10 protein-coding genes are annotated in these 13,261 nt (G+C 73.0%); 4 read left to right on the top strand and 6 right to left on the bottom strand.

The features are described 5' to 3' along the window. Window positions 1-314: 314 nt before the first annotated feature. Genes ettA through ACWCPM_RS01175 form a run of 3 tightly spaced genes read left to right on the top strand, consistent with a single transcriptional unit; the run spans window position 315 to window position 3,068 of the window. Window positions 315-1,979, top strand: a complete 1,665-nt coding sequence (ettA, locus tag ACWCPM_RS01185; protein ID WP_450974020.1) for an energy-dependent translational throttle protein EttA — start codon at window positions 315-317, stop codon at window positions 1,977-1,979. 4 nt (window positions 1,980-1,983) lie between these two features. Further along, the gene (locus ACWCPM_RS01180; protein WP_450974019.1) at window positions 1,984-2,394 is read left to right on the top strand and encodes an acyl-CoA thioesterase; all 411 of its coding nucleotides are present in this window, start codon (window positions 1,984-1,986) and stop codon (window positions 2,392-2,394) included. Then, entirely contained in the window at window positions 2,391-3,068 is a 678-nt protein-coding gene (locus ACWCPM_RS01175) for a hypothetical protein (RefSeq protein ID WP_450974018.1), read from the top strand. Before ACWCPM_RS01180 ends, ACWCPM_RS01175 begins: the two co-directional genes overlap by 4 nt. Window positions 3,069-3,095: 27 nt before the next feature. Here the strand turns inward: ACWCPM_RS01175 and ACWCPM_RS01170 are convergent, their stop codons facing one another. Next, entirely contained in the window at window positions 3,096-3,500 is a 405-nt protein-coding gene (locus tag ACWCPM_RS01170; protein WP_450974017.1) for a globin, read from the bottom strand. Window positions 3,501-3,605: 105 nt separating this feature from the next. Here ACWCPM_RS01170 and ACWCPM_RS01165 point away from each other — a divergent pair, with 105 nt between their 5' ends. Then, the gene (locus tag ACWCPM_RS01165) at window positions 3,606-4,592 is read left to right on the top strand and encodes a methyltransferase domain-containing protein (RefSeq protein WP_450974016.1); all 987 of its coding nucleotides are present in this window, start codon (window positions 3,606-3,608) and stop codon (window positions 4,590-4,592) included. A gap of 226 nt (window positions 4,593-4,818) precedes the next feature. Here the strand turns inward: ACWCPM_RS01165 and ACWCPM_RS01160 are convergent, their stop codons facing one another. From ACWCPM_RS01160 to ACWCPM_RS01140, 5 genes are all read right to left on the bottom strand, one after another. After that, window positions 4,819-6,528 (bottom strand): FHA domain-containing protein, encoded by a 1,710-nt coding sequence (locus tag ACWCPM_RS01160; RefSeq protein WP_450974015.1) that lies wholly within the window; start codon window positions 6,526-6,528, stop codon window positions 4,819-4,821. A gap of 82 nt (window positions 6,529-6,610) precedes the next feature. Beyond that, complete coding sequence (locus tag ACWCPM_RS01155; RefSeq protein WP_450974014.1) at window positions 6,611-7,957, bottom strand: vWA domain-containing protein; 1,347 nt, start codon at window positions 7,955-7,957, stop codon at window positions 6,611-6,613. Window positions 7,958-8,064: 107 nt separating this feature from the next. Next, window positions 8,065-9,351: a PP2C family serine/threonine-protein phosphatase gene (locus tag ACWCPM_RS01150; protein ID WP_450974013.1), complete on the bottom strand. Its 1,287-nt coding sequence runs from the start codon at window positions 9,349-9,351 to the stop codon at window positions 8,065-8,067. Continuing rightward, on the bottom strand, window positions 9,352-11,874 hold the full coding sequence (locus tag ACWCPM_RS01145; RefSeq protein WP_450974012.1) for a tetratricopeptide repeat protein: 2,523 nt from the start codon (window positions 11,872-11,874) through the stop codon (window positions 9,352-9,354). Continuing rightward, on the bottom strand, window positions 11,871-13,211 hold the full coding sequence (locus tag ACWCPM_RS01140) for a hypothetical protein (protein ID WP_450974011.1): 1,341 nt from the start codon (window positions 13,209-13,211) through the stop codon (window positions 11,871-11,873). The genes ACWCPM_RS01145 and ACWCPM_RS01140 overlap by 4 nt, the downstream gene beginning before the upstream one ends. Between the last annotated feature and the right edge of the window lie 50 nt (window positions 13,212-13,261).

The following is a 13,261-nucleotide window of genomic DNA, read 5'->3' as shown; positions in this document are numbered from 1 at the left end:
GTGTCGTGGGGGCCGCTTTGTGTACGACCGCCCAGAGGGTTCGGTCGTTCAGGCTTGTGGCGAGGAGCTCGAATCGATCGGCCCGGCCACCACTTCCAGGACCTTCCAGGGGACCGGCTGGGCCGTCTCCGGGCCGTGCGAGGGTGCCCGAGGCCGACCGACAGGGACCGGCGGTGACAGGTGGGCCCAAGTTGTTCATCGTGAACCCCCAGGTCAGGGCTCCTCCGGTAGACGCGTTTCCTCCTAGGGGTGGCGGTACGGCAAGATGGGGTGTATCTGCCCACTGCCAGATTCAAGTTGCCGGACGGTTTCTCTTGGCTGAGTTCATTTACACCATGCGCAAGGCGCGCAAAGCGCACGGCGACAAGGTGATCCTCGACGACGTCACCCTGAACTTCCTGCCGGGGGCGAAGATCGGCGTCGTCGGTCCGAACGGTGCCGGTAAGTCGACCGTGCTGAAGATCATGGCCGGGCTGGAGCAGCCGTCCAACGGTGACGCCTTCATCTCCCCCGGCTACAGCGTCGGCATCCTGATGCAGGAGCCCACGCTCACCGAGGACAAGACGGTCCTGGAGAACGTCCAGGAGGGCGTCGCCGAGATCAAGGGCAAGCTCGACCGGTTCAACGAGATCGCCGAGCAGATGGCGACCGACTACTCGGACGCGCTGCTCGACGAGATGGGCAAGCTCCAGGAGAAGCTCGACCACGCGAACGCCTGGGACCTCGACGCCCAGCTGGAGCAGGCCATGGACGCCCTGGGCTGCCCGCCCGGCGACTGGCCCGTGAGCAACCTCTCCGGTGGTGAGAAGCGCCGTGTCGCGCTCTGCAAGCTGCTGCTGGAGGCCCCCGACCTGCTGCTTCTCGACGAGCCCACCAACCACCTCGACGCCGAGTCGGTGAACTGGCTGGAGCAGCACCTCGCCAAGTACGCGGGCACCGTCGTGGCCATCACCCACGACCGGTACTTCCTGGACAACGTGGCCGAGTGGATCCTCGAGCTCGACCGCGGCCGTGCCTACCCCTACGAGGGCAACTACTCCACGTACCTGGAGACCAAGCAGACCCGTCTCAAGGTCGAGGGGCAGAAGGACGCCAAGCGCGCCAAGCGCCTCAAGGAGGAGCTGGAGTGGGTCCGCTCCAACGCCAAGGGGCGGCAGGCCAAGTCCAAGGCGCGTCTGGCTCGCTACGAGGAGATGGCCGCCGAGGCCGAGAAGATGCGGAAGCTGGACTTCGAGGAGATCCAGATCCCGCCGGGCCCGCGGCTCGGCAGCATCGTCGTCGAGGTCAACAACCTCAACAAGGCCTTCGGTGAGAAGGTCCTCATCGACGACCTCAGCTTCACGCTGCCGCGCAACGGCATCGTGGGCGTCATCGGCCCGAACGGCGCCGGCAAGACCACGCTCTTCAAGATGATCCAGGGCCTGGAGGAGCCGGACTCCGGTTCCATCAAGGTCGGCGAGACCGTCAAGATCTCCTACGTCGACCAGAGCCGCGAGAACATCGACCCCAAGAAGACGCTGTGGGCCGTCGTCTCCGACGAGCTGGACTACATCAACGTCGGCCAGGTCGAGATGCCGTCGCGGGCGTATGTCTCCGCCTTCGGCTTCAAGGGGCCGGACCAGCAGAAGCCGGCCGGTGTGCTCTCCGGCGGTGAGCGCAACCGCCTCAACCTCGCGCTCACCCTGAAGCAGGGCGGCAACCTGCTGCTCCTCGACGAGCCGACCAACGACCTCGACGTCGAGACCCTCTCCAGCCTGGAGAACGCGCTGCTGGAGTTCCCGGGCTGCGCCGTGGTCGTCTCCCACGACCGGTGGTTCCTGGACCGGGTCGCCACGCACATCCTCGCCTACGAGGGCGAGTCCAAGTGGTTCTGGTTCGAGGGCAACTTCGAGTCGTACGAGAAGAACAAGATCGAGCGGCTGGGTGCGGACGCCGCGCGTCCGCACCGCGCCACCTACAAGAAGCTGACCCGGGGCTGATCTCTTGCGGCACATCTACCGCTGCCCTCTGCGCTGGGCGGACATGGACGCGTACGGCCACGTCAACAACGTGGTGTTCCTCCGGTACCTGGAGGAAGCCCGTATCGACTTCCTGTTCCGCCCGGACAAGGAGTTCCAGCAGGGGTCCGTGGTGGCGCGCCATGAGATCGACTACAAGCGCCAGCTCGTCCACCGGCACGCGCCGGTGGACATCGAGCTGTGGGTCACGGAGATCAGGGCCGCCTCCTTCACCCTCACCTACGAGGTGAAGGACGGCGACCAGCTCTACGTCAGGGCCTCGACGGTGATCGTGCCGTTCGACTTCGAGGCGCAGCGGCCGCGCCGGATCACCGCGGAGGAACGCGAGTTCCTCGAGGGCTACACGGACGCCGCGGAGGAGGCCGTCGCCGCATGACGGTGCTGCACCTCGCCGACGAGGGGGAGGCGGCGGACCTCGCTGCCTTCCTCTCCCGGCTGCTCCACTACGACCGTGGAGCGGCGGTGCGCCTGCAGGCCGCGGACACCGCGCTCGCCGTCTTCGGCCGGCCGCCGTCCTTCGAGGTGCTGGCGATCCGGGCGGTGCGGCTGGCCAAGCCGTACGAGCACGGTCTGGACGTCACCCTCGACGTGACCGTGTCCGCCGGTGAGCTGCTGGAGTCCGTGGACGGGACGGCGGCCACGGCGGCCGTTCCGCGCGCGGTCACCGGGCCCCCGTGGGCCGGGGTGCTGCCGCCGCGTGGCGGCTGGCGGGCGGAGCGGGGACTGCCGACGGCGAAGAGCCTGCGGGCGACGGTCGCCGCAGTGGTGAGCGAGTTCCGGGTCCGGACGGAGGAACTGCCGCCGGAGGGCCGTACCCGGGGCGAGCTCGACCGGATAGGGCGCGAGATCTGGTCGAGGACCGTCGGCGACACACCCCTGCCCGTGCGGGCCGTGCACGCCGCCCAGTCCCTGGGATTCCTGCGCCCGGCCACCGGGACGGAGGAGATGGCGCTCGTCTCGTCGGGTCCCTGGCTGCGGCTGCGCACACCGTACGGCTCGATCGCGGTACGCCGGGCCGGACTCGGGGTGCCGGGCCTCAGCGTGCGCTGACACCCGCCGGCGCGGGGACGGAGCGTCTCAGCCCGCCGTGTTGATCATCGAGGCCGCCGCGTACGTCAGGTACTTCCACAGCGTGTGCTCGTGTTCCTCGGACAGGCCGAGCTCGTCGACGGCGACCCGCATGTGCTTCAGCCAGGCGTCGTGCGCGGCCTGGTCCACGGCGAAGGGGGCGTGCCGCATGCGCAGACGGGGATGGCCCCGGTTCTCGCTGTACGTCGTCGGGCCGCCCCAGTACTGGATCAGGAACAGCCTGAAGCGCTCCTCGGCGGGTCCCAGGTCCTCCTCGGGGTACATCTCCCGGAGGATCGGGTCCTCGGCGACTCCCTGGTAGAAACGGTGGACCAGGCGGCGGAAGGTCTCCTCCCCGCCGACCTGCTCGTAGAAGGTCTGCTCCTGCAGCGTGCCGCGCCGAATCTCATTCACCCGTCCATGGTCTCAGACGCGAAGGACGAGGACTTGAGGCCTAGGACCGGCCGACCGCCGGGCCCGGGTGTCGCCTCCCGGTGTGATGCGCAGCACAGTGGACCTATGGGCGCGCACGCACTCGACAAGGACCTGGAGGCCGTCGCCGCCGCGGCGCGGGCCGCACTGGTACGGGAGATCGACGCGAGCGGGGCGTGGGCCGCGGACCCGGTGTGGCGGGACGCCTTCGCGACGGTCCCCCGGCACCTCTTCGTGCCGTACTACTACAGGAGCGTCCGGGGCGGGCAGGAGCGGTGCTGGGGCGAGAGTCCCGAGCCTGAGGCCCGGGAACGCTGGGTGCGCGGCGCCTACGAGGACACCCCGCTGGCGACCCGGATGCGGGACGGTGAGCTGCTCTCGTCCAGCAGCCAGCCCTCGCTGATGGCCCTGATGCTGACCGAGCTGCGGGTGGCGGACGGGGACCGCGTGCTGGAGATCGGCGCGGGCACCGGCTACAACGCGGCCCTGCTCGCGCACCGGCTCGGCGACGGGGACCTCGTCACCAGCGTGGATCTGGAGCCGGAGATCACCGAGTCGGCCCGCCGGCATCTGGAAGCCGCCGGGTACCGTCCGGTGCTCGTCACCGGGGACGGAGCGCGCGGGGTGCCCGAACGTGCCCCCTTCGACCGGATCATCGCGACCTGCACCCTGGGGGCGGTACCGCCCGCCTGGCTCGCCCAGTGCCGTCCCGGCGGGCTCATCCTGGCGCCGTTCGCCACCGGGCTGATCGTGCTGACCGTGGAGGACGCCGGGTGTGCCGAGGGTCACTTCCTGCGGACGCCCGCGTACTTCGTCCCGCTGCGTGGCACCGGACGGCCCGCCCAGGAGTCGGCGCCGCCGGGAGCGGTGCCGCGCCGGGGCCGGGAGCACGAGCTGTTCCGGTTCCTGCTCGCCCTCACCAGGGGCGGCCTCGATCCGCGGGAGGCGTACGCGTTGTGGGAGCGCGAGGGACGACCCGGCCGGGAGCGGTACGGGATCACCGTCGGCGGCGGACGCGCGTGGGCGTGGCTGGACGAGCCGGAGGGGCCTTACGCCTGGCCCCTTCCGGCCTGAACCGCGGTGCGGGTTGAGCCGCGGTGCGGGTTGAGCCGCGGTGCGGTGTGAACCGCGGGCGGGGTGAGCCGCGGGTGCGGCCTGAACCGCGGTCAGTGCTGCGTCGCGGTCCCGGTCGAGCCGTGGTCAGTGCTGCGTCGCGGTCCCGGTCGAGCCGTGGTCCGGGCTGAGTCGCTGTTCCCGCGGAACGCTTGTTCCGGCGGAATCGGCGCCTCGCCCGGCCCCCTCAGCCGCGGCGGATCGTGATCGTCGTCCAGGCGCCCACGTGCACGCGGTCGCCGTCCCGGAGCTGTACCGGCACGAAGGGCTGGATCGGGTCCTCCGCGCCGTTCACCGTGGTGCCGTTCGTCGAGTTCTGGTCGACGACCGCCCAGCTGCCGTCCGGCTGCTGCACCAGCACCGCGTGCTGGTGCGAGACGCCCGGGTCCTCCGGCGGCACCGCCAGATCGATGTCGGGGGTGTCGCCGGTGGAGTGCCGGCGGCGGCCGATGGTGACCTGGTTGCCGGTGAGCGTGCGCTGCTGCTCCGGGGAGTACGCGGGCAGGTTCAGGCCCGCCGCCTCGGGGCCGGAGCGGTGCATCATCGCCATGAAGTACTCACGGTCCGGACCGATGGTCGCCGTCCACGTCGCGGGCCGCTGCGGGGGGCCGGGCGGGGGTGCGGACTGCGCTCCGGGGCGCGGGTAACCGTAGTCGCCCTGCTGTCCGGGGCCACCGGGCTGACCCGGACCGCCGGGGCCGGTGGACGGCGGGGAGAGCACCCAGTCGTCACCGCCGAAGGACGGGCCGCCCTGCTGCGGCCGTCCCGTCTCCTGCGGGAACGCGGGTGGGGCGGGTGGGCCGGACGGGCCCGGCTGGTGGAAGGCCTGCGGGGCGCCCGGGTGCGAACCGGGGCCGCCGGGACCGGCCTGGGTCGGACCGGGTGGCGGGGGAACCGGCCGTGACGGGTCGCCACCGAAGCCGGGGCCGCCGGGTCGCTCGCCGAAGGCGGACGGGCCGGACGGGCCGGGGCCGCCAGGGTTGCCAGGGCGTTCGCCGAAGGCGGAGGGTCCGGGGCCGCTGGGACGCTCGCCGAATGCCGAGGGGCCGGAGGGGCCGGGGCCCCCGGGCCGCTCGCCGAATGCCGAGGGTCCCGGACCGCCGGGTGCCTCGCCGAAGGCAGACGGGCTGGAGGGACCGGAGCCCCCGGGCCGCTCGCCGAATGCCGAGGGTCCCGGACCGCCGGGTGCCTCGCCGAAGGCAGACGGGCCGGAGGGACCGGAGCCGCCGGGCCGCTCACCGAACGCGGAAGGGCCGGGGCCCCCGGGACGCTCGCCGAAGGCCGGGGGACCGGAGGGAGCCGGACCCCCGGGGCGCTCGCCGGTGTATCCGGGCGGGCCGGAAGGGCCAGGGCGCTCGCCGGTGTATCCGGGCGGGCCGGAAGGACCGGGGCGCTCGCCGGTGTATCCGGGCGGGCCCGAAGGACCGGGCCGCTCCCCGCCGAACCCACCGGGGCCGGAGGGCCCCGTCGGACCGGGTTCCGCGCCGAACGGCGGGATCGGCTCGGCCGGGCGGTTCATCTGCGACGGACGCGAGCTCTGGTACTCGTACGAGTCACCGCCCCCGAACGACGGCGGCGGACCGGACGGCCGCTGGAACTGCGGGGCCGACGGGCGCGGCGCCGCCGGGGTGTACGAGGTCGCGGTGTTGGTCAGGAAGTTCCACCGGCACTCCTCGCAGAACGGCGCTCCGCCCTCGCGGGGCGTGCGGCACTGCGGGCACAGCTCGGACGGCGCGCCGGGTCGGCCGGCGTCGGGACCGCCGGGTGGCGGAGGGAAGCCGTAGCCGCCGCCCGGGGGCGGCGGAGGGGGCGGGGGCACGGCACCCGCCATGCGGTGACCGCAGACCTCGCACCAGTCGTCGGAACCCGACTGGTGTCCGTTCGGGCAGGTCGGCATGTCGGCGCTTCCCCCTCTCCCTTTCCGGCCGTTTCGACCGGATTTCTCCAACCCCAGGGGGTCGGGCTCGCTTTGATTCAGGTCACTTCTTTACACGAACGGTCTTGGTCGACCGAGTTTCGAGCGTCATCTCGTCGGCCTCCGCCACCTTTGCCTTCAGTCGCACAGTACCTGTCGCCGCGTCGACCACGTCCACCACCTTCGCAAGGAGTTTCGCCGTATCGGCGTTCCCGGAGGCTCCGGCGAGCTGAACCGCGCGGCCCAGTTTGGCCGTTGCCCCGTCGATGTCTCCCGATTTGCGCAGATCCAGGCCCTGTTGGATGACCTGTGCCAGTTCGGCCTGGCCGGTGTAGTGGGCGACCTGCGGGTTGATCGACGTCGAGGCGGCCATGTCGTCGGTCCACACGGCCCGTACGAGGCCCTGGGTGCCGAGGTTGTGGGCGGTGCCGTCGGGGTGCGGGACCACCAGCGAGAGACGGGCGGCGAGCATCTCCTGGCCCAGGTGCGCGGCGGGGACCTCGACGCAGACGTGGTAGTCGCGGGACTCGTCTCCCCAGGAGCCGGTGGGGTAGTCGCCGGCACGCGGGCCCGCCTCGGTGCGGCGGCCGGTCAAGTCCTCGACGGTGGGGGCGACTTGCTTGACGAACTTGATCGTCGTGCCGACCGGGGTCCACAGCCGCAGGGCGACGTCGCCGACCTCCTTGCCCATCGCCGTCTCCATCATCCGCGTGAAGTCGGCGGCGAGTCCGGCCGGATCGGCGACGATGTCGGCGGTGCCGAGCAGGGCGGAGGCGATGCCTGTGACTTCTTTCACTTCCCAGTCGGTGCCCACGCCTCGCGCGTCGCAGGTGAAACGTCCGGCGCAGGCGTCGAGCGCGGCACGGAGGTCCTGCGGCGACTCGTGTTCGTTGCGGCCGTCGGTGAGCACGACGCCGTGCCGGATCGCGACGTCCGCCGAGTGCAGCAGGCGGTCCGCGAGCCACAGCCAGGTCCCGATCGCCGTACCCCCGCCGGCGGAGAGCTTGCGCAGGGCCTGCCTGGCCTGTTCGCGGGTGCGGGCGTCGGCGACGGCGAGCCGCCCGCCGCCCGGATAGACCTCCTTGGCGACATGCGTGCCGCCGATCACCGCGAAGTGGACGCCGTCGCGCAGGGTGTCGATCGCGGCGGCCGTGGCGTCGCGCGCGTTGCGCATCTTGGTCGGCGGGTAGTCCATCGAGCCCGAGCAGTCGACCATGATCGCCACCGCCGCGGACGGGCCCTGGCCCGGCGAGTAGAGGTGCGGCGCCGCGACGGCGCTTCCGACCGTGCCGCCGCCGGTCGCGGTCACCGTGACGATCGCGTTGACCTCCCGGCCGCCCTCCGGGAGGTACTCGTTCTGGTACACGTCGACCGAGAACTGCGGCACGTTCGACTTCGAGAAATTGGCCATACGTTCTCAAATCCCCCTTGCACGCCCCACGGGAGGTGGGGCGACGACGGAATCGCGGACCGGTCCCCTCCGGTCCGCGCAGCCTTTCCAGGCCTCCGCGCGCGGCCTCAGGCCGATCCTGCCCCCTGCGACGGCACCGGGAACGGCACGACGGCCACTGTTACGTTGTCGTGGCCACCGCCGTCCAGGGCGTGACCGACGAGGACCCGCGCCCCGTGCAGGGGGCGTACGGCGGCGTCGGCCGGCAGGACGCGCGCCATCTCCTCGGCCGCCTCCGCGTAGTTCCACAGGCCGTCCGTGCACACGACCACCACACCGGGGCGGTCCGGCTTGAAGGAAGCCGTGTGCGGCTCCAGTTCGTAGGCGTCCGCGCCGAGCCAGCCGGTGATGGCGTGGGCACGCTCGTCGGCGTAGGCCTCGGCCTCGTTCATCAGGCCCGCGGCGACCATCTGGGCGGCCCAGGAGTCGTCCTCGGTGAGGCGGGCGGCCGGGGCGCCGCGGTCCACCGGCACCCAGTAGACACGGCTGTCCCCGACCCAGCCGACGACGAGCAGCCCGGCGGTGACCACGGCGCCCACGAGGGTGCAGGCGGGGGCGTTCTGGTGCGGCTGGTGCTCGCGGGCCGTGGCCGGTTCCCGGGCCAGCGCGTCGACCGCGTGCGAGGCGGCGACGATCGCGTCGTGCATGGCCTGCTGCGGGTGTGTGCCGAGCGGCAGGGCGGCCAGCAGCGAGGCGCCGGCCGCGCGGGAGGCGGCCAGGGAGGCGTCGTCCGGGCGGGTCGCCGAGGACACGCCGTCGCACACGATGGCGACCAGCGCCTCGGAGCCGTCGGGCAGCGCGGTGCGGCCGATGCCGAAGGCGTCCTCGTTGCGGTGGTGGCGCAGGCCGCGGTCGCTGACCGCGGCCATCGGCCCGGACTCCTGCTCCATGTGGTCGCGTTCGCGCGGCTGGGCGTGCCCGCAGTTCTCGCAGTAGCCGTCGTGGTCGACGCGGCCCGCGCGGCAGGCCACGCACACCGCCGAGGGCTCGGCGGGCGCTGCGACGTCGGCGGTGATGCGCGGGTCCGGGGCCTGGAGGGGGTACTCCTCCGGCTCCGGGCGCCGGTCGAAGCGCACGCCCGTCGAGGAGTGCTCCGGTCCGGCCGGGGGCCGGGGGGAGCCGCCCGGGTCAGCGCCCGCCGGATCCGCCGGCGCGTGCGCGGCGGGGGGCGGGCCGGAACCGCCCGGGTCGGCCGGTGCGGCCCCCGAGCCGTTCAAGGTGAGGGTCGGGTTGTCGTCCGGCCGTGACGGCACGGCGGACAGGTCGTATCCGCACGCACCGCAGAAACGGTCACCCGACTCGAGGGGTTCCTCGCAGCTCGGGCAGGCGGACAGCTGGGGCATCTGCGACATCAACTACACCCATGTCCGGGGGCGGTAACGGTTGGCACGTTCCACCAGGTCGATCCTCTCCTCGCCGCCCCGCGCCAGACGGGCCAGCGTGCGGTACGAACGCTCCAGTCCGAAGCGCAGCCCGCGTTCGTCCAGGCCGCTGCCGAACAGCGTCCGTCCCTCGGCGGTGGGAGGTACGGAACCCCGGCCCCCGGAGAGTATCCAGTCCAGGGCACTGCCGAGCACCTCCGTGGCCAACTGCTCCCGCCGGGTCGGGTCCAGACCGTACGCGTCCAGCGCCTCGACCTGCCCGGCGGCGGCGGTCAGATCCTCCAGGAAGGGCATGTCGCCGACGGCGGCCGTCCGCTGCCGGAGCCGGGCCCGCACGGCGGCCACCCGGGCCGCCGTGTAGTGGATGGACGACTCCGGCACCGACTCCAGAGTACGCACGGCGCCGCTCCGGTCGCCGGTGGCGAGCTGCACGCGGGCCAGGCCGAACGCGGCGCTCACGAAGCTCGGGTCGGTCGTCCACACCAGGCGGTAGTACTCGGCGGCGTTGTCCAGCTGCCCGAGCACCTCCGCGCACAGCCCCAGGGCCAGCTTGGGCGCCGTCTCGCCGGGGAAGGCGTCGTAGAGCGCGTCGAAGGCCAGGGCGGCGCCCTCGTGGTCGCCGGTGGCCAGCGCGGCCACCCCGCGGTACCAGACGACGCGCCAGTCCTCGGGGCGCTCCTCCTCCAGTGCGCGCAGGGCGTCCAGCGCGGCCGCGGACTCGTCGTTCTCCAGCCGTGCCCGGATCTGCCGCAGCCGGGTCTCCACGGAGGGCGCGGGCGCCGCGGCGAGGGCGCTGAGCAGTTCGGCCGGCGCGGTGGCCATCAGTCCGGCCAGGAAGCCGGCGTCGGGGTCGGCGGGATCGACGCGGGGGACCGCCAGGGCGAGGGCGGCGGCACCCGTCCCGACGGGCTTCACGAGCCCGGTCCCGCCGGTCAGGGCGCGCAGGGCGTCACCGGACGCCGGGGTGGCGTCGGCGCCGGTCCCGGCCCGGCGCGCGGGCGTCACGCGTGCCCCCAGCCGTGACACCTCGCCTGTCAGCCGGGGGAACAACTCCGCGTCCGTCACGCGCAGTTCCGGCCCGAACAGGGTCGACAGGGCGGGCCGCGCCCGGCCCGTCTGCAGGGACACGACCTCCCGCAGCACGCCGGTCAGCTGCTCCGACATCTCCTGCGCGGAGGCGAACCGCCTGCCCGGGTCGGGGTCGGTGGCGCGGACCAGGAGCCGGTAGAAGGACTCGTACTGCCGGAAGACGTCGATGTTGTCGGGGTCGGGCAGGGAGTCGGCGAAGACGTTCGTGTAGCCCTGGAAGTCGAAGGCCAGGACGGCGAGTGTGCGGCCCACCGTGTACAGGTCGGACGCCACCGACGGTCCGGCCTCCGCGACCTCGGGCGCCTGGTAGCCCACAGTGCCGTAGATCGCCGACTCGTCGTCGTCCATGCGGCGCACCGCGCCCATGTCGATCAGCTTGAGCTGGTCCTCGGTCTGGATGGCGTTGTCGACCTTGAAGTCGCAGTAGAGCAGGTTGCGGCTGTGCAGGTGGGCGAGGGCCTCCAGCGCCTCGATGCCGTACGCGCACGCCTGCTCCACCGGCAGCGGGTCGCGCCGCCCCCCTGGCGTGCGGCGGGCGTTGGCGATCTCCTTGAGGGACTTGCCGCCGACGTACTCCATGACGATGTACCCGTCGAGGGAGCCCGTGCGCTGGTCGAGGTGCTCGACGAAGTTGTAGATCCGCACGATGTTGGCGTGCTCGATCTCCGCGAGGAACCGCCGCTCCGAGATCGCGGCGGCCATCGCGTCCTGGTCGCCGGTGTCCAGCAGGCCCTTGAGCACCACCCAGCGGTCCGAGACGGCCCGGTCGACGGCGAGGTAGACCCAGCCCAGCCCGCCGTGCGCGAGGCAGCCCGCCACCTCGTACTGGCCGTGCACGATGTCGCCGGACCTCAGCTTCGGCACGAACGAGTACGGGTGGCCGCACTTGGTGCAGAAGCCCTCGGTGCGTCCGGAGCGGTCGCCGCGGGCGCGGCCCACCGGGGCCCCGCAGTCCGACCGCGAGCAGAACCGCTTGCGCTCCGGCACCTCCGGGTTCGCCAGGACCATCGCGCGCGGGTCGGGCCGCGGCACCTGCGGCACCTGCACCAGACCCGCGCCCAGCCGGCCCCGGGTCGGGGAACCGGACGTGGAGCCGGAGCTGCGCACCGACACCGAGCGGTCGGAGGAACGGCTCGACAGCGAGCGGGAGAGCCGTCCCGACACCGAGCGGCGTGACTTCGAGGACTGCGACGACGTACGGGAGCTGCCGCGCGAGGCCGAGCGGGAACCGCGGCCGGCCGCCGAACCGCTGCCGCCGGTGACACCGGTCGGCGGGGAGCCGACCATGCCGTCGGAGGACACCACCGGCGCCAGACCGCAGGTGTCGCAGTAGAGCTCGCCGCCGCCGACGTCGTCGTAGGCGCCCTCGCAGTCCGGACGCTGGCAGCTGTGCTGTGCCTGGCTCATGACGACGGCTCCCTCCCGCGGTCCTGGAACTCCGGCGGACCGCCCTGCTGCGGCACCCGCGGCGCGGTGCCGAGCATCTCGGCCGCCGCGTGCTGGAACCGCAGCACGGCCTGCTCGGCGACCCGCAGGTCGCAGGGCGCGCTCCACAGCATGCGGCGGGCCGCGTCGTACCGCTCCATCAGCAGCGGGTCCTCCGCCAGGCCGTGCCGGGCGATCTTCGCCTTGTACGCGTCGAGCCGGCCGCGCAGTTCGGCGCGGACCGCGAGCGGCGCGGTGACGGCCGTGAGCGACTCGCGGGCCCGCAGCAGTTCGTCCTCCGCCTTCTGCTCCAGGGACTCCAGGAGCGGGGACAGCCGGTGCCACTGCGCGTGCCTGCGGTACTCGGCGGCCGTCGTCAACTGCTCCTGCAGCGCGATCGGCGGACCGCTGACCACCGGCACCTCCGTGGCGGCGATCTTCGCGAGCACCTCCCCGCGCGCGGTGCGCGCCTCGGCGAGGGTGCGGTCCGCGCGGGAGAGCACGTCCCGCAACGCCACCAGGCGCTGCTCGGCGTCCTTGCGGACGGCGAGCACGGCGTCGATCTCCCGGCGCACCTCCTCCAGGGCGCGCGCCTCCCGGTCGTACACCGTGGTGTCCGGCCTGCCGCCGCCGGGTGCCGAACTGCCCTCGGCGCGCCGCCAGTACGCCAGCGGGTCGGACACCACCCGCTCGCGCAGCCGGGTCAGGGTGCGGGTGATGCGCTCCAGGTCGTCACCGGCCGGGTGCTCGCCGGGGCGTACGCCCACGGAGTGCGCCAGCTTGCGGGTCCGCTGGAGCTCGGCGGCGAGCAGATCGATCCGGGCGGGCAGCGCCGACCAGACGGCGTCGCAGGCCACCACCATGTCCAGCGATCCGGCGTACAGGTCGTTCATCCGGTCGACGAGCGTGACCAGGGTGAAACTCTCGCTGAGCCTGCCCGTGCCGGGCAGCGTCGGCGCGTTCGCCGTCGCGGCGCCGCCGGCGACCGTCACGGACTCGCCACGCAGCAGGTCGGTCAGGTCCACCAGATCCTCGCGGCTGGACCAGCGGCGCCGGGCGCGGATGCCGCGGGCGGAGCGCAGCGCGTCGCTGTACGCGTCGAAATACGCCCACAGCAGGGAGACCGACGCCTCCGTGGCCGCCCAGCGCTCCTTGGTCGTGCCGGTGAGCTCGGCGCCTTCGAGGAGCCGGCGGCCCGCGTGGTCCTGGAGGGCGAGCAGCGAGGTCTCGATCGCCTCGTGCTCCGCGCCGAGCCGCGCCAGCGCACGGTCCACCTGGTCCCGGTCCATCACCGGACCGGAGGCACCCGTGACGCCCATCGATCACCTCTCGTCGTCTGCTGGTCTGTGCTGTCGCTTCACTGCCGGCC

This window comes from Streptomyces sp. NPDC002309 (assembly GCF_053593375.1).
This window is presented reverse-complemented; position numbering and strand designations above follow the sequence as displayed.